This is a genomic window from Sphingorhabdus sp. (assembly GCF_050921905.1).
In the GTDB taxonomy this organism is placed as follows: Bacteria; Pseudomonadota; Alphaproteobacteria; order Sphingomonadales; family Sphingomonadaceae; genus Sphingorhabdus_B.
This window is the reverse complement of sequence record NZ_CP050888.1, coordinates 2,463,060-2,479,595: the sequence shown is the minus strand read 5'-3', so window position 1 is coordinate 2,479,595 and position 16,536 is coordinate 2,463,060. Positions and strand designations below refer to the sequence as shown.

The following is a 16,536-nucleotide window of genomic DNA, read 5'->3' as shown; positions in this document are numbered from 1 at the left end:
TTGGCGGCTCATCTTTTTAAAAAAGCGCGGCCATGGCATCAATAATCGCCGCAGAGTCGAGCCGGTATTCGCTGTATAGGTCGGGCAAATCCCCCGTCTGACCGAAACGATCCGTGCCCAGCGGACTGACACGCAGGCCGTGCACACCGCCCAGCCAGGACAGAGCGCCGGGCGAACCGTCAATCACCGTCACAATGCCTGCGTCGGGTGCCAATAGCGACAACAAATCCTCCACATGGCATGTTTGCGCGTTCCGGTCTGTCCAGCGCGCAGCCTTGCTCGCGGACCATTCACGATGCAGCACATCGGGCGAGGTCACGTTCAAAACGCCTAAACCGGGAATATCATCCAACATTTGTGCATATGCTGCCAACACCTCAGGCGCGATGGCCCCTGTAAATGCGATAGCCGCTTCTGCGCCTGCCGAGGGTGGCCGCAACCAATATCCACCTTTGAGAGCATCCGCCTCCCAATCCGCATTGGCCCGATCGACTTGCGCGACCTGACGCGTACTCAACCGCAGATAGACAGAGCTTCCCTCCGGCTTTTGCAGATATTCAAACGCCCACCGCATGAATAAAGCAACTTCATCGGCATAGGCAGGTTCAAAATACGCAAGGCCCGGCTGCCCCATGCCAATCAACGGCGTGTTAATAGACTGATGCGCGCCGCCCTCCGGTCCTAAAGTCAAGCCGGACGGCGTTCCGACCAGCAGAAAACGCGCATCGGAATAGCAACCATAATTCAGCGCATCGAGACCACGGGCGATGAATGGATCATACACCGTACCAACCGGAATAAGGCGCGTACCGAAATGCGGCGCGGCCAGCCCAAGCGACGTCAGCAGTAAGAAAAAATTGTTCTCCGCAATCCCCAGTTCAATATGCTGACCCGCCGCATGTGCTGCCCATTTCTGGGCGGACGGAATTTTGGCCTCACGGAATATATCGGCGACGTCGGACCGTCGAAACAGCCCGCGTTGGTTCACAAAACCGCCGAGATTGGTTGTCTGCGTCACATCAGGCGCAGTGGTCACGATCCGGTCTGCCAGCTCTTTGGATGATTTGGCAAGATCGAGAAGCACGTTGCCGAATGCCGCCTGCGTTGATTGTACATCACCCGACGGAACTGCGAAGCGTGCGGGCACGTGTATCTGCGGTGCTACTGGCTCTTCCGGCTTGGCGGCAAGAACGCTGTCCCCGATGAAATTTTTGAGCCGTGCCGCCATATTGCCGCCAAGACCGGCAAATGGTTCCCACTCTTGGCCTGCCTCAATGCCCATGGCCATACGAAGCTGATCAATCTGACCGGGGTTCATCATCCCCGAATGATTGTCCTTATGCCCCGCCAGCGGTAGGCCATAACCCTTGACCGTATAGGCAATGAACAAGGTGGGCCGTTCATCATCGGCACTGTCAAATGCATCCATCAAGGATTCGACGCAATGCCCACCCAGATTGGTCATCAATGCGGCCAGACCGTCGTCTTCAAAACTATCGAGCAGTTTCTTCACATGCGGTTTGCCGCCAATATCTGCCGTCAGGCGCGCGCGCCAAGCCGCACCGCCCTGATATGTGAGAACGGCGAATTCCGCATTAGGGCAATTTTCGATCCAGTCCTCCAGCGATTTTCCTCCGGGCCGGGCGAAAGCGGCACGTTGCAGCTTGCCATGCTTTAAGGTGATAACCCGCCATCCCGTGGTCTCGAAAATATCGTCAAAGCGCCGAAACATCCGGTCTGCCGTCGTGCTGTCGAGCGATTGCCGATTATAGTCGACTACCCACCAGCAGTTCCGGATGTCGTGCTTATACCCTTCAATAAGGCATTCGTAGATATTGCCTTCATCCAATTCAGCATCGCCCATCAACGAAATCATCCGGCCTGCATTGCCCTCGTCGATCGATCCGTGCGCAATCAAATAGTCCTGAACCAGACTTGAAAAGGCGGTAATCGCAACGCCCAACCCTACAGAACCAGTGGAGAAATCCACCGGAATTTTATCCTTTGTCCGGGACGGATAGCTTTGTGCGCCGCCCAGGGCGCGAAACTGTTGCAATTGTTCCAGCGACTGATTGCCCAGCAGATAATGGATCGCTTGCAGCAAAGGCCCCGCATGTGGTTTGACGGAAACCTTGTCATTCGGACGCAGCGCATGAAAATAAAGCGCCGCCATAATCGCCGTCATCGATGCACAGCTTGCCTGATGCCCGCCGACCTTCAACCCGTCCCGCTTTGGCCGGATATGGTTGGCGTTGTGCACAATCCAGGAGGCCAACCAACGCAGCCGCGAATCGAGGGTTTCGATTGCTGCTATTTTCTCTTCACGCCTGTCGACGACAATGTTGGCCATGGCTAATTTCCGCTTAAATTAAAGCAGGACTGTAGCTAGCACATCCCAGCATGTCCTTGCGTATCATAACGGTCGATGCCATAATATTTGATAGATTATGCTTAAATTTATTGAATTAGATATATAATATGCCAAAAAATTACTTAGATACCATTGACCGCAAGATCATTGATTGCCTTCAATCAGATGGCCGAATGTCCAATCAGGAACTGTCGGAACGGGTCGGCTTATCGCCCAGCCCCTGTCTGCGCCGGGTACGCCAGTTGGAATCCGACGGCACTATCACCCATTATGTCGCTTTAGTTGACCCTGATAAGATCGGCCTCTCCGTCACGGCATTTGTCCGCGTGCGCCTTGATCAACAGGATGATCGTCATTTGGAAGATTTTGAGACGGCCGTCGCCGGCTTTCCCGAGGTCATGGAATGTTATCTGATGACGGGTGAGGCAGATTATCAATTGCGCATATTGGTCGCATCCTTGACGCAATTTGAGGATTTTCTGCGCCATCGGCTGACCCGGGTGAAGGGTGTTGCCAATGTGACCACAAGCTTTGCGCTTCGGCCCGTCATCTACAAGACGTCAGTTCCCACTTTGGAATCCCGCATATGATCGCGCAGCGGCCGGCAAATGAGGCCCAACTAAAATTTTCCGGACACAAGAATCTTTTCAATCGAGAATGACGGTAATACGGTCGCATAAGGGCTAGGGTCAGGACCACTTAAATCCACCTTCGCGGCGTCAAGACGTCCTTCGGATTTGATCCATATTGTCCATTGCCACGTTGACAAGCTTGGACTTAGAACCACTAAGTCCTGCGTTTGCCGCCTTGCACTGAACAATATGGCCTCAAACCGCGAAGGTGGATTTAAGTGGTCCTGACCCTAAAGACCCGTTGGTGGAGTGACGTGATGAAACTGGAAAATGACCCCCTCGCTGCGTTTTGGATGCCGTTTACGTCGGGGGGGGGGCGTCCACCCCATCACCGACGAGCTGCCATAAGCGACGCCTCGGCTCGATCCCAAAAGCGGCGTGTCGGCTTTGCCTTAGCTCCGAAAAACTCCTGCCCTTCAGCAACCGACCCCATAGCCGCCGTCTTAAGCGAAGAATTCCGACGGGCAAAGCAGCGTTGAGCTTTGCCCGTCGGAGTCCCAAATCAGAAGTCGTAGGTAAGCGATGCCTTGAATGTGCGCGGCGCGCCAAGTTGAAGGTCGGGGCGGAAGCTATCGAAGGCTGAGGCCCAGTAATTCGCATCTGCCACGTTATCGAGGTTGACCCGGAAGGTCAGCGGCTTCCCCGCCACCACCGCAACATAGCGCAGGCCCAGGTCGAAGCGCGTCCATTCCTCAAGGAACAACGTGTTGGTGATGTTGGCAGCCTGCTGGCCCGTATGCACCACCCGGCCCGTTACCGTGAGGGCGGGGATAAAGGGCACGTCCCATTCGACGTTGGTGTTGAGCAGGTATTCGGGCACGCCGACCGCCTGGTTACCCTCGTTAACGCCGTTCTGGGTGCGGCGCAGCTTGGCGTCGATGATCGAACCACCCGCGATCAGGCGCAGGCCCTGGGTCAGTTCGCCCGCGAGCGTGAATTCGACTCCGCGATTGCGTTGGATGCCGAAGGGGCCGAATTCGAGCGCGCCGGCCTGATCCGGGTCGGGCCGCAGGATCGCGGTCTCACGGTCGATCTGGAACAGCGCCAACGAGAGGTCGATCCCGCCGAGCGCCAGCTTGCCGCCAATCTCGTATTGCTCCGAGACGAACGGCGGCAGGATCTCGCCCGCATTGCTGACAGGCAGCGGCGCGCCGCCATTGGGGTCCGCCCCGCTCACCGGCGCAACCGCGCCCTGCACGAGGCCTTCGATCCTGTTCGCATAGAGCGAAAGGCCGTCTGCGGGTTTGACCACTAGGCCGATCACCGGGGTCACCTTGTCCTCGTCATACTCGCTCGTCAACGCGCCAGTGGCGTTCGAGAAGGATCTGACGTTGATCGCCTGCAAGCGCAGTCCGGCGGTCAGCAGAACGCGGTCGTCGAGCAAGCCGATGGTGTCCGAAATGAACCCGCTCGTCAGCCGGGTGCGGCCGGCGGGCAGGGGATCGTCAAGATCGCCGGCCGCGAAGGTCACCGTGGTCGAAGGTGTCACCTCGATTGGGGCGTAGAGGTTGTTGCGCTGGGCCGACAACGCGAAGAATTCAAAGGCGTTGCGGTTGACCAACCAATTGATCGATCCGCCTGCGTTGATCTCATGTCTGATCCCGCCGGTTGCGAACTTGGCGCGCAGCCCTGCGGTCGCCGCTTCGTTGTTGTCAGTGCGGGGGATGAAGGAGCTGCTGACCGTGATCTCGCCAGTGGTCGCGTTGACCAGCGTGGGCGTGCTGTAGACGCCTTCTTCCGCACCGTCGCGCGCGCCGAAGGCGGCGTAAACCATGACGTCATTGGCGATGTCATATTCCACCCGTGCCTGCCCGAAGATGTCGCGCAGCGTAGTGAACTGCCAGGGTTGACCGAAATTGGTCTCAGCATCCGGTGCCTCTGGGATGACTGTCAGCGTGTTGACCCTCAGCTTGGGTCGGAAATGCGAGACCTTCACACGCTGGTAGGCGAGATCGAGCGAGGCACGAAAGGGCCCCGAATTGTAGTCGAACGCAGCGCCCAGCACATAGGTGCTACGGAATTCATCGTCGATCGACACATCCCCGGCGCGCGCGGTGCCGTTGACACGGACGCCCCACTCGTCATTCGCGCCCATGCGTCGCCCGATATCGAAGCTGCCGCCGATGTGCTCGGGACCGGTATAGCCTGCGGTGATGCGCGTCAGCTCGCCGCTACCGGCGCGCTTGGGGATGAGGTTGACGCTCCCACCGATCCCGGTGCCACCGGGCGCTGCGCCGTTGAGGAATGCGGTTGATCCGTTCAGCACCTGCACCGACTGGTAAAGTTCGGGCGCGACCAGTTGGCGCGGCATTATGCCGTAAAGCCCGTCATAGCCGATGTCGTCTCCCGCGAGCGAAAAGCCGCGGATCACAAACAGCTCGCCCGCGATGCCAAAGCCGGTTGTGGTGCGAATGGTGGGATCGTTCTCCAGCACCTGCCCCAATGTCTGCGGCTGCTGGTTGAGGATCAGCGCCTCGTTGTAGCTGCGGATGGAGAAGGGAACGTCGCCCGCGTCTTTGTCGCCCAGCACCCCAACGCTGCCCTGTTGCTCGCCCCCTGACTGGTTGGCGCGTTGGGCGGTGACGATGATGAGGTTCTCGTCATTCCCGCGATCCTGCGCTGCGGCCGGCAGGACGGGAAGGGCAAGGCCGATGGCAGTCGCAAACAGCAGGCGGGCGCGGGCATTGGAAGTCGTCATTACGTGTTCCTTGTCGTGTAAAGTCGAAAAGCGGATCAACCGCGCCGGGTGCGGATCGCCCAGGTCGCGGCACAAACGGGGGCGAGCAGTGCGGCCCATGCCGCCCCATCACGCCAGCCATCGCCGGTCAGCGCGATCACGAGGCCGGCAAATCCAAGGGCGAAAATCGTCAGCGGCCATGCAAAGATCGCGGAGAGAGGGCGGGCGCGGCTCATTCGGCGGGCTCGCTCAGCAGCGCGTGGTCAGGGATCGCGGCAGGCGCGTAGGATTTTCGCTTGGCGAGCCACAGATAAAGCCCGGTCCCCAGAACATGGATCGTGAACAGAGTCAGTGCCGCCCACAGCAGCTTCAAGGGCAGGCCGCCGTAGTCGCCGAAATGGAGCGGGCGCGACAGCGAGAGCGCCTGATAATACCACGGCATCGCCCGCGCGGCGGTGAAGGTGCCTGTCTCGGCATCGACCAGCGCCGGGGTCAGCAGGCGCTCAGTGAGCGGCGTGTCTCCTTGAAAGAACACCGCATAGTGATGGTTTGAACTGAAGGTACCGCCGGGAAAGGCGATGAACTGCGGATTGTTGTCGGGAAGCTCAGCGCGGGCAGCAGCCATTGCCTTGTCAAGCGAGCCGTAGCGCGCCGGATCGAGCGGCTTGCGCCCCGCATACTCGCGGGTCATCGAGGCCAGTTCGTTCGCTTTCCACGCAGCCTCGATCGGCACGGCGAGCGCATTGATCACGCCGGTCAAACCTACCACCAGCATCCATGCAAGACCGACGATGCCGAGCAGGTTGTGATAATCGAGCCACTTGGTGCGGGCGCTGCGGCTGACCCGCAGCGTTCCGAAGTCCAGCTTGCGTATGAAAGGGGCGTAGAGCACCACGCCAGAAACCAGCGCTGCGACGAAGCACATGCCCATCGCGCCCAGAAACAGCATGCCCGGCAGGCCGAGGAACATGTCGGTGTGCAGCTCAAGCAGGAAGTGCATCACAGCGCTCACACCGCTGACGCTGTCTTCCGAGACTGAAGCGATTAATTCACCAGTCGATCGGTCAAAGGACTGGATGGTCATTTCAGACCCCGGCGAATCCGGTCGCGGGCCGGTGGTGATCGTCATCGAAGGCTGATCATTGTCGAAGGCCATGTAGAGCGGCACCTCGCCCGGCCGGTTGTCGAGCGCGCGGGTCAGCATGTCATCGAGAGGGAGCAGGCCCGCAGCGGTACTAGATGAGCCGATGCCGGGCATGCCGTAAGTCGGCTGCTCTTCGAACAGCCAGTCGATCTCGTCATGGAAGATCAGAGGCAGGCCGGTCAGACACAGCATCAGTAGGAAGGCCGTGCTCATGAGGCTTGTCCATTTATGGACCCACGCCCACGCCTTGATCGCCGCGCGCGTCATACCGCGTCCGCAACGAGATCGTCGTGCCCTGTGATGCAAACCGCAGTCGTGCCGGGATGAAGCGTATTGGACATTTATGACACCCGTCCTTTCGGAATCGAGCGCATATAGATTTGCACAACGTTTGTAAATGCGAGTCAGTCGCATTAGGTCACATACTCATAAATTAGATTCCCAAAGTGATTGATATCTGATTCAATGCTTTTCCTGAAAGGGAGAAGTTGATGGCACGGTTTGATTTGACAGATTTCGAGTGGTTGGTGATCCAGCCTTTGTTGCCGACCAAGGTGCGTGGCGTGAAGCGGGTTGATGATCGGCGGGTTTTGAACGGGATATTCTGGCGGTTACGCACTGGCGCGCCTTGGGCGGATATTCCGGCGCGATACGGTCCGTATACGACCTGTGTGAACCGGTTCAACCGCTGGCGCAGAGCCGGTGTGTGGAAGCATATATTGGATGCAGTTTCCGTGGCTTACGAAGGCGATATCCAGATGATCGACTCGTCTTCGATCCGGGTTCATCAACATGGAGCCAATGGTAAAAAAAAGACCAGCGATCCCGTTGCATGGGTCACTCGCGTGGCGGCCTGACCACCAAGATACATGCACTGGTCGATGCGATGGGCATGCCGATCATGCTCAAGCTGACCGAAGGGCAAGCCGCCGATGGTCGCAGTGCAGTAGACATGTTCGATACCGTCGGCAAAGGGGATATCCTGCTCGCCGACCGGGCTTATGACTCCGATGCGTTGCGCGCCGAAATGGAGGCGCGCGGTGCCAGGGCCAATATCCGCGCCATGCCGCAACGCGTGATCAAACCGGTATTTAGTCACCTCCTCTATAAGCAACGCAACCTCGTCGAGCGCTTCTTTAATAAACTCAAGCACTTCAGAGCAGTTGCCACGCGATACGATCAAAGAGACGATAATTATCTCGCATCTGTCCAACTCGCATCAATCCGGATCTGGTTGAGACATAATGAGTCTGTGACCTAGGGTCAGGACCACTTAAATCCACCTTCGCGGCGTCAAGACGTCCTTCGGATTTGATCCATATTGTCCATTGCCACGTTGACAAGCTTGGACTTAGAACCACTAAGTCCTGCGTTTGCCGCCTTGCACTGAACAATATGGCCTCAAACCGCGAAGGTGGATTTAAGTGGTCCTGACCCTGAAGACCCGTTGGTGGAGTGACGTGATGAAACTGGAAAATGACCCCCTCGCTGCGTTTTGGATGCCGTTTACGGCGAACCGGGCGTTCAAGACGACGCCGCGGCAGCTCATATCTGCAAAGGACATGCATTATACCAGCGATGATGGACGACAGGTCCTTGATGGCACGGCTGGGCTTTGGGCGGTCAATGCCGGTCACTGCCGCCCCACTATTGTCGAGGCGATCCAGAAATGCGCCGCAGAGCTTGATTACGCCCCACCCTTCCAATTGGGACATCCGCTGGCGTTTGAACTGGCTTCGCGCCTCGCAACGCTCATGCCTGAAGGCCTCGATCGGATATTCTTTACCAACTCGGGTTCTGAATCGGTCGATACTGCGCTCAAAATTGCGCTCGCTTACCAACGCGCGATTGGCCAGGGCACACGTACCCGGCTGATAGGACGAGAACGCGGCTATAATGGCGTCGGCTTTGGTGGCATTTCGGTTGGCGGCATCGTCAACAACCGGCGGCAATTCGGCACCCTGCTTACGGGTGTTGACCATCTTCCGCACACCCATAATCTGGAACATAACGCCTTTACGATGGGCCGACCCGAATGGGGCGCGCATTTGGCGGATAATCTGGAGGCCATTGTCGCGCTGCATGGCGCGGAGACCATTGCGGCGGTCATTGTCGAACCCATGGCGGGTTCAACCGGCGTGTTGGTGCCCCCAATCGGCTATCTCGAAAAATTGCGTGAGATTACACATAGGCATGGCATCGTGCTGATATTTGACGAAGTCATCACGGCTTTTGGCCGTGTCGGCGGTACGACAGCATCGGAAACCTTAGGCGTGACGCCTGACATTATTACAATGGCAAAAGGCCTTACAAATGCCGCCGTGCCGATGGGCGCCGTCGCGGTCAGCCGCCATATCCACGACGGCGTTGTCGAAGGCGGTCCCGATGGCATCGAATTGTTCCACGGCTACACCTATTCCGGTCACCCCTTGGCCGCAGCGGCAGCCCTGGCAACATTGGACCTTTACAAGTCGGAAGGTATTTTCGAACATGCTGGTTCGCTCCACGGCTATTGGCAAGACGCGGTGCACAGCCTGAAAGGCAAAAAAAATGTCATCGACATCCGCAACATGGGCATCGTTGCGGCGATAGAACTTGCGCCAAATGCCGCCGGCGTTGGCAAGCGCGGCATGCAATTATTCCACAAATGCTTCGACAATGGCGTGCTCGTGCGCGCAACAGGCGACATCATTGCGCTGTCGCCGCCGCTCATCCTGCAAAAATCCCATATCGATGAAATCGTTGGACGGATCAGTGAATTGATCGAAACTGTTGATTAAAACGACAGGACAATTTTTCCGACATGCTGCTTCGTCAAAAATGCTTCCTGCGCTTTGACGATATCGGATAGGTCGTAGGTTGCTGCTACTATCGGCCGGATTTCCCCGCGTTCGATATATGATACAAGATTTGGAAACACATCCGGTTCCAGAACGGCGCAGCCATCGGCGGCGGCATCGTCCGCATCCGCCTGTCGGGCAAAGGCTGGCGCACGCTCCTCATGGAAGGCGGCGTATTCGACGCCGAAAGCCCAACTTTCGCCGCCGGATGCAGCGCAGCGACAATCATCGACCATATCAACGTCCGCCTGCACGTCGTCGATGAAACCACCTGCGACGCCTATGTGCCATTGAGTTTCAGCCAGGGCCTGCTGCATTTTTGGGAGCAAGCGGCGAGGAGTTTGGCGGGGTAGGTTTGGGTTTGAAGGTTGTGGGGCATTGTTGTCTGTATGGCCGGAATTGGGTGGTTAGCCGCCATTCCGATGCAGTGTTTTCCTTACTAAATATAGGTAAAGCAACTGAATACCCAGACAAAGAAAACCCATAAACAACATAACGGGTATGACGAGGTGCTCATCGCCGGGCCTCGGTTTTGTTGTGGCGGTAAATCCAAACATACCGATTGCTAACGTTGGAATGAAGGCCAACGCCACACGACGCGGAGCATACCAAGTAACTTCCCCGTTAAGCCACCATTGCATGGGTAAGCGTCGCTCACCGGAAAATCTAGTATTGGCGCGCAGCGCAAGCCATATCATCACGGCACCGTAAGCACACCCGATTGTAACCAACAACATTGTCTGACCCCCCCTAGTTGTGTTTAGCTTTCTATGGCTAAGTCCGCAATGTTGTCGAGAACGGACGGACGGCTTTCTGTGACGAACCCCTCAAAACTGCCGGTCCGTTTAGGGGTATCGTTAGATCGCTCAAAAAAGACCGATTATGGGTGGAATCCGGACATAGTTCGGGCTAGCAAGATGCGATGCATTTTACGCGCACACGGTTCGCCTTGGGCATATATATCGCTTGCTTCGGCATCGGCGTCGTAAGCCATGCTGCGGATTTTCTGTCGCGCGGTTGGCGGCCTTACGCCTTTGGCCCGCCTGCATTAGAGGCGTTCTGGACTTCACTTGTGGTTTTAGACGCGCTTGTGATAGTTCTGATCATTGCAGGTTGGCGACGTTGCGCTTTGCTGCTCGCGGCCGTCGTGATGGTGACCGACGTCTTAGCAAATGCATTTGCATCTTTTGCGCTGCGGATACCCGGCTTTGATTTAGCCCTTATTCTACAAGCAGCCTTCTTGGGCTTCGTCCTTGGTTCATTACCCTTTCTGTGGCCAAATACACTCCCGTCCGCTCTCGGCGGACAAGAGAATAATCGATAACGACCGAAACGTTGCCGTTTGCTGACCGCTTTAGCGAATTTGCTGTAGTGAGCAGGCATTCACTTGCCGCTCGTGCACCTAAGAAAAGAGCAGACATGTCTTTTGCAAGCCCGTGCGTGAATTTCTGATAACCTGCACAAATTGACCAAAGGATAGAATCTTCAGAATAGGCTTGTCGCCAAAAATTGCGGGGAAATTATAGGGCTAATTACCAGGTGGGGCAAACGGAGGAGTCGATTTTGGCTCAGGATTGAGAGAGCAACCGATTGATGGTGGCCTACCATCCAGATATTTGACGCAGCGACGCATTTCATCGGGATACCAGCCATTTGCTTCGAGCGCGAAAGTTGTAGCGGTGTTTGCTATCAAATTGGCCAACATGCGTTCCCTAAGATTGCTTGTCGTGGCCGCTTGTTCCGGTTTCAAACCTGAGAGAGCAAGCGGATGCTCCATACAAGCAAGTTCGGCACGCAGCCGCGCCTGTGTGACGCCTTTTTCCGTGCGGTTGGAAAAAGATCTGTCGGCATACGCATTCGTTTCAACGCATCGAGCATAATCGATCATCAATGGAAGAGATTTCGAAGAAAGCCGCTTGGTCTTATCTTGATCGAAGAACACCCAAGAAGCGATAACAAGCGGCATAAATTCCGCTGCTCTCTTTGGTTCATCCGGCACGTGATCAATATTAATTCCTGCCTTATTTACGCAGCTTTCAATTACCGAATTTGCGCCCTGCGGAGTAGCCTCAATGCAGTCAAGAACTGGCTGAATTTTAGCCACTTCTGGCAAAATAGAAGGCCGCAACGGCGTCTTTGCTTGCCCACAGGATGCCAAAACTACGCCACCGACTAAGATTGATAGGCGAGCGAGAACACAGGCTACATTGTTAAACTTGTCAGCTCGGGTATTAAAAGCGTCGGATTGGGATAACTTCGTCGGCATATGTCACTCGATAATTGAATGGCGCTTTCTGGCCATTCGCCATTGCACACATTCGCTTATGTCGCACGTAAAAACTATCGAAGCTGGTCCTGCTTTACAGGGCTGCCTCCGTCTAAATTGAAGACCCGCCTGCCATGTTATCCAACCTCTTCGATGGCGCGGCTGTCGTTTTGAAACCGCTTGTGGTCGCCCGTCCACTGTACCGCCCCGGCGTCACGTCACCGTCCGATCAGTCACCACCCAACTTGACAATCACCCCCTGTTCCTATAATGTTCCGTCGTTCTTTGACAGCCAAATGCGGCATCCCATAACGCCCCTCCTACGCGCGTCTCTCCCGCCGCGATCCTGTAGGAAATTTTATTGCGCGCCCGATATAATGCGCAATTTGGTCAAATGCGATTTTGGTGTGAACTTGCAAGCAATTCTGCGGGTTTTGGAGGCTTCCTTTGAAGCGGCGGCGCTTTCCACGCACCTGGCGCGCCGTTAAAAAGTCTGGCCTTTGACGCCCGACGGAGTGACTCTCGTTACTTCGCCGCTGCCTGATGCTGCAACGTCATCGATATCTGTGCCATTTTGACGCCCCGAAGGTGGATTTAAGTGGTCCTGCCCCTGGCTTTTGACATTATTCTTATGGGCCGGACTTTCCAAACCGCGTTAAAATGCGATTGGCGTTAGCTTACGCTTGAATCGCACGTGGCGGCATCTATAGAAACGGAAACTGGCAATTGGACGGGTCCTATGAAAACGCGCATTTTTGTAACATTGAAAAACGGTGTTCTCGACCCACAAGGAAAAGCCATCCATCACGCCATAGAGGGCTTAGGTTTTTCGGGCGTTCATGACGTGCGGGCCGGACGCCTGATCGAAATTGATCATGAACCGGGCGTGTCAAAGGCTGACCTGGAAATGATGTGCACCAAGTTACTGGCCAATATGGTTATTGAGAATTTCGAGATTGAGCAGGCCTGATGCGCGCGGCGGTCATCCAATTTCCGGGTTCTAATTGTGATCGTGACATGGCCGTTGCCATTCGCGACATTACCGGTGCCGAAACAACTTTGGTCTGGCACCGCGCTGGCGAATTGCCTGATGGGCTTGATCTGATCGCTATTCCCGGCGGCTTTTCTTATGGCGACTATCTGCGCTCCGGTGCCATGGCTGCGCGCTCTCCGGTTATGCAGGCGGTCATTAAGGCTGCGGAACGCGGGGTGCCCGTTCTGGGTGTATGCAATGGCTTTCAGATTTTGACAGAGGCTGGTCTGTTGCCGGGCGCTCTCATGCGCAATGCCGGGATCCGCTTCGTGTGCCGCACGGTTGGGCTAACGGTCGAAAATAATCGCTCTGTTTTTACCAGCGGCTATTCCGCCGGTGAGCAGGTCCGAATTCCCGTTGCGCATCATGACGGCAATTATTTCGCTGATACTGAGACGCTTGATAGGCTTGAGGGCGAAGGCCGTGTTGCCTTCCGTTACGCCGAAAACGTAAATGGTTCGGCCCGCAACATCGCTGGCGTGCTTAATGCTGCCGGAAATGTGTTGGGCATGATGCCGCACCCCGAACGCATGACCGAAGCCGTGCATGGCGGGTCAGACGGACGTCGCTTGTTCGAGGGGTTGGTGCGGCAGATCGCTTGATATTGCTGCCGGGCTGACAGGCGTCGCTTGCTCTCGCGGAAATAAAGCACGCCCCAATATCAAGAGCACGGTCGGCCAAAACATCGTGTTGTAAACATCATGCAGGGCTGCATCTATGGTAGCCTCTCCGGCCGCAGCCCCCCGCAAATCGGCATATTCGTTAAACAATTCAGCGATACATACGATTAACCAGCACCACGGGCTGTCGGGGCGCCGCCGCAACACCAGGGCCGACACGCATAAGATCAAAAGCGCCCCATGAATATGCATCGCATCATTGGTCAGGCCAACTGTTTCGATTAGCCAGATTTTATAGCTGACCCAATGCTCGGCCAGAAGCTGTAAACGGTCTTGCATGATGTCCTAAATTTTTGTTTTGAATGGCGAAAAATTCGTACCCTTGTCGAATATTTCGACGCCCTCTTTGCGTTTCAGCCAACCAACAACACCATAAGTGACGGGCGTAAGCACAACTTCCCAGCCCACTTTCAACAGCCAGTTGGTAATCATAACGCTTATAACCTGCTCGTTGCTCCACACCCCCCAAAAGGCGAGCGGATAAAAAATGAGGCTGTCGATGCCCTGACCGACAATCGTTGAACCAATAGTGCGCGTCCATAAATGCTTTCCTGCGGTCCAAATCTTCATGCGCGCCATCACATAGCTGTTGACGAACTCACCCGCCCAAAACGCAGTGATTGATGCAATAACGATCCGCCAAACTTGCCCGAAGACGCTTTCATATGCCGCCTGCCCTTCCCAACCGGGTGCAGGCGGCAGGGTCACAACAACCCAACTCATAAACGCCATGAAGAGCAGCGCCGCAAAGCCAACCCAGATGACACGGCGCGCGCGCGCATAGCCGTAGACTTCAGTCAGGACGTCACCAATGACGTAGCCCAACGGGAAAAACAATATTCCAGCACCAAAAATCCATTGCTCGCCCGATATTGTCAGCGCCGCAGGTTTGGCCGCCCCAATGACGTTCGAGAGCAACAAAATGGCGACAAACGCCGCCATAACGAAGTCATAATAGCGAAACTGGCGGCCGATAACTGCGCTGGCGCTTTCGTCAATGATAAGGTCGTCGTGCATGAATCGACATAAGCAGCTTTGCGTTCGCGCGCAAAGCCGTTATTGCGCAAATCAGCGCGCGCCCTTAGCTCAGCTGGATAGAGCGCGAGACTTCTAATCTTGAGGCCACAGGTTCGACTCCTGTAGGGCGCGCCATTCAAAACCAAGATGCCAGCCGAAACGATGGCAATAACTTTTTACTATAAGGCCGAGCGATCTGCCCAATGTGCATGGGTGCCGCTACTGATTTTATGCGGCAGCGCAATCCGGCACACTGGCCCTTCTGCAAAGCGTTTGCAGTCGATCAATATGCATTCGGATGTTCCGCGATTTTCGTCGGTCACAAAACTGACGAGATAGCCGTCATCCTCGTCAACCGCACCGACACGAGGGGCAAAGGGTGCCTCACTGCCGTAGCGCCCCTCTGGAAGCTCCACAGACCATGACTCGCCCGTGACCATGTCATAAACCGTTAAACAGGAACCAGCCGGGCTTAGAAGTCGTGCTATAGGCGTATCTATAGGGCAGCCCCAAATAACGCTGGTTCATCATCCCGAATTCGAGGATGCGGTCATCGAGCCGCTCTTCGCGCGTTGTGCCATCGGCCAAGTTAAACCGCCACCGGTGCAGCTTTGGCATGAAGCTATGTTCGTCGACATACGCCATCATATGGCCGTAGCCGTCGGCGTTTTCGAGTGGCGGGGGATAGGGGTCTTCTTCGAAATAACCATCAAGCACGACTTCATCACCGTCTTCAAAGGCATTGATGAAGTGCAGAACAAAAGTCGGCTCCGCTTCAAACCAGCGGATATCTTCTGGCTGACCGTAACGCGGGATGAGCGCGAAACGCGATGGTAGTCCCTCATGTAGCCGCGTCACATGGACGTCACGCTTCAGCAACTCTTCATCCCAAAATAACGGGAAGTCGCACAATATTGACCAGCTTTGCGTGAACATCATGTCATGCGGCAAACGTGGCCCCGGCAGCGGGATGGGGACATAATGCGCCAGCTTGCCGCTGCGATCGACGACGCCATAATGCATGTAGGGCGCATGTTTTGAATAGTTGAAGAACAGCAACTCACCCGTGCGCTGGTCAACCTTGGGATGCGCGGAAATGCCATCAAGCGGAACCCAAGACGCAACACCCTCTTGCTCCAGCGTTTCGGGGTCAAGCACATAGCCCTCCCCGCATTGGTAGAAAGTGGAAACAGCCTTGCCCGCGTGTACAATGATGTCCGTGCTAGAGGAATCCTTCAGGCTGCCATGCGCGCCAAATCCGGGGCGTTTGGACAGGCTGCTTTTATCCATCAACCCGCCCCATAAAGACCCGCCCGCATCCTGCTCCGCCTGAAAACAGCGAGTGCGGACGAAACGATTGCGATAGCTGGCCTTGCCGCCAGAAAAATCGATCTGGTGGATCATGTCATCGCCGTCAAACGGGTGGTAGCGGCCTAGTGGTTGATGCAACTGGTTTTCGGTGTTGCGCAAATAGATGCCGTCAATGTCGTCGGGAATACGGCCCTCGATCACATCAAGGTCGGTCGCGGTGACTTCCGCATGCTGCGGCGTCCACGCCCCGTTGAGATAGGGATGGTTGCTCGGTTGCAGCGTTGCTTTCACCGGCGGTAGTGTATCAACCTGCATTTCGCTTTCCTTTGGGCGATCAGCCTATGTCGAATGTCACCCCTTGCGCAAGTGGCAGATTGTCGGAATAATTTATCGTGTTCGTCGCGCGGCGCACATAGGGACGCGGTGCGCAAGGCATAGCTTAACAATCGGACCAGACTGCCGCCCCCGGGGGGCGGAAACATAAACCATTCCATTACCGCCCCCAGTCATTATTCTGCATTCCCATAATGCATGGCAAGGCGCAGAGTTGATGGCAAGGGTTGCT

At 56.0% G+C, this 16,536-nt stretch carries 13 protein-coding genes, 1 tRNA gene and 2 pseudogenes; 7 read left to right on the top strand and 9 right to left on the bottom strand.

Features of this window, described 5'->3' with window-relative positions; translation table 11 throughout:
* Positions 1 to 16: 16 nt before the first annotated feature.
* Positions 17 to 2,350 (bottom strand): transketolase, encoded by a 2,334-nt coding sequence (locus HEQ18_RS12085; RefSeq protein ID WP_432814900.1) that lies wholly within the window; start codon positions 2,348 to 2,350, stop codon positions 17 to 19.
* Positions 2,351 to 2,478: 128 nt separating this feature from the next.
* Here HEQ18_RS12085 and HEQ18_RS12080 point away from each other — a divergent pair, with 128 nt between their 5' ends.
* The gene (locus HEQ18_RS12080) at positions 2,479 to 2,961 is read left to right on the top strand and encodes an Lrp/AsnC family transcriptional regulator (RefSeq protein ID WP_397605431.1); all 483 of its coding nucleotides are present in this window, start codon (positions 2,479 to 2,481) and stop codon (positions 2,959 to 2,961) included.
* Positions 2,962 to 3,505: 544 nt separating this feature from the next.
* Here HEQ18_RS12080 and HEQ18_RS12075 read toward each other — a convergent pair.
* The 3 genes from HEQ18_RS12075 to HEQ18_RS12065 are packed head-to-tail and all read right to left on the bottom strand — an operon-like array spanning position 3,506 to position 7,091.
* On the bottom strand, positions 3,506 to 5,701 hold the full coding sequence (locus tag HEQ18_RS12075; RefSeq protein ID WP_432814899.1) for a TonB-dependent receptor: 2,196 nt from the start codon (positions 5,699 to 5,701) through the stop codon (positions 3,506 to 3,508).
* A gap of 35 nt (positions 5,702 to 5,736) precedes the next feature.
* On the bottom strand, positions 5,737 to 5,916 hold the full coding sequence (locus tag HEQ18_RS12070) for a hypothetical protein (RefSeq protein WP_432814898.1): 180 nt from the start codon (positions 5,914 to 5,916) through the stop codon (positions 5,737 to 5,739).
* Positions 5,913 to 7,091 (bottom strand): PepSY-associated TM helix domain-containing protein, encoded by a 1,179-nt coding sequence (locus tag HEQ18_RS12065; protein WP_432814897.1) that lies wholly within the window; start codon positions 7,089 to 7,091, stop codon positions 5,913 to 5,915. Before HEQ18_RS12065 ends, HEQ18_RS12070 begins: the two co-directional genes overlap by 4 nt.
* A gap of 287 nt (positions 7,092 to 7,378) precedes the next feature.
* Here HEQ18_RS12065 and HEQ18_RS12060 point away from each other — a divergent pair.
* Together HEQ18_RS12060 and HEQ18_RS12055 are read left to right on the top strand one after the other, a co-directional pair.
* Positions 7,379 to 8,085, top strand: a pseudogene (locus tag HEQ18_RS12060) (IS5 family transposase).
* 202 nt (positions 8,086 to 8,287) lie between these two features.
* Positions 8,288 to 9,604: an aspartate aminotransferase family protein gene (locus HEQ18_RS12055; protein WP_432814896.1), complete on the top strand. Its 1,317-nt coding sequence runs from the start codon at positions 8,288 to 8,290 to the stop codon at positions 9,602 to 9,604.
* Here HEQ18_RS12055 and HEQ18_RS12050 read toward each other — a convergent pair.
* Complete coding sequence (locus HEQ18_RS12050; RefSeq protein ID WP_432814895.1) at positions 9,601 to 9,981, bottom strand: zinc-binding dehydrogenase; 381 nt, start codon at positions 9,979 to 9,981, stop codon at positions 9,601 to 9,603. The two genes, HEQ18_RS12055 and HEQ18_RS12050, sit on opposite strands and share 4 nt — an antisense overlap.
* 605 nt (positions 9,982 to 10,586) lie before the next feature.
* Between HEQ18_RS12050 and HEQ18_RS12045 the strand changes: the two genes are divergently transcribed.
* Positions 10,587 to 10,988: a hypothetical protein gene (locus tag HEQ18_RS12045; protein ID WP_432814894.1), complete on the top strand. Its 402-nt coding sequence runs from the start codon at positions 10,587 to 10,589 to the stop codon at positions 10,986 to 10,988.
* A 204-nt stretch (positions 10,989 to 11,192) separates the two neighbouring features.
* On the opposite strand, the gene HEQ18_RS12040 is transcribed toward HEQ18_RS12045, so the two are convergent.
* Positions 11,193 to 11,930 carry a hypothetical protein gene (locus HEQ18_RS12040; protein WP_432814893.1) on the bottom strand — a complete coding sequence of 246 codons (738 nt, stop codon included), beginning with the start codon at positions 11,928 to 11,930 and terminating at the stop codon, positions 11,193 to 11,195.
* 739 nt (positions 11,931 to 12,669) lie between these two features.
* Between HEQ18_RS12040 and purS the strand changes: the two genes are divergently transcribed.
* Both purS and purQ read left to right on the top strand, forming a co-directional pair.
* Positions 12,670 to 12,900, top strand: coding sequence for a phosphoribosylformylglycinamidine synthase subunit PurS (purS, locus tag HEQ18_RS12035; RefSeq protein ID WP_432814892.1), 231 nt, complete (start codon positions 12,670 to 12,672; stop codon positions 12,898 to 12,900).
* Positions 12,900 to 13,565, top strand: coding sequence for a phosphoribosylformylglycinamidine synthase subunit PurQ (purQ, locus tag HEQ18_RS12030; RefSeq protein WP_397603547.1), 666 nt, complete (start codon positions 12,900 to 12,902; stop codon positions 13,563 to 13,565). The genes purS and purQ overlap by 1 nt, the downstream gene beginning before the upstream one ends.
* On the opposite strand, the gene HEQ18_RS12025 is transcribed toward purQ, so the two are convergent.
* Together HEQ18_RS12025 and HEQ18_RS12020 are read right to left on the bottom strand one after the other, a co-directional pair.
* Entirely contained in the window at positions 13,518 to 13,922 is a 405-nt protein-coding gene (locus HEQ18_RS12025; protein WP_397606147.1) for a hypothetical protein, read from the bottom strand. The two genes, purQ and HEQ18_RS12025, sit on opposite strands and share 48 nt — an antisense overlap.
* A gap of 6 nt (positions 13,923 to 13,928) precedes the next feature.
* Positions 13,929 to 14,660 (bottom strand): queuosine precursor transporter, encoded by a 732-nt coding sequence (locus HEQ18_RS12020; RefSeq protein ID WP_432814891.1) that lies wholly within the window; start codon positions 14,658 to 14,660, stop codon positions 13,929 to 13,931.
* A 58-nt stretch (positions 14,661 to 14,718) separates the two neighbouring features.
* On the opposite strand from HEQ18_RS12020, the gene HEQ18_RS12015 reads away from it, so the two are divergent.
* Positions 14,719 to 14,795 (top strand) — tRNA-Arg (locus tag HEQ18_RS12015).
* A 44-nt stretch (positions 14,796 to 14,839) separates the two neighbouring features.
* Here the strand turns inward: HEQ18_RS12015 and HEQ18_RS12010 are convergent.
* Positions 14,840 to 16,286, bottom strand: a pseudogene (locus HEQ18_RS12010) (carotenoid oxygenase family protein).
* Between the last annotated feature and the right edge of the window lie 250 nt (positions 16,287 to 16,536).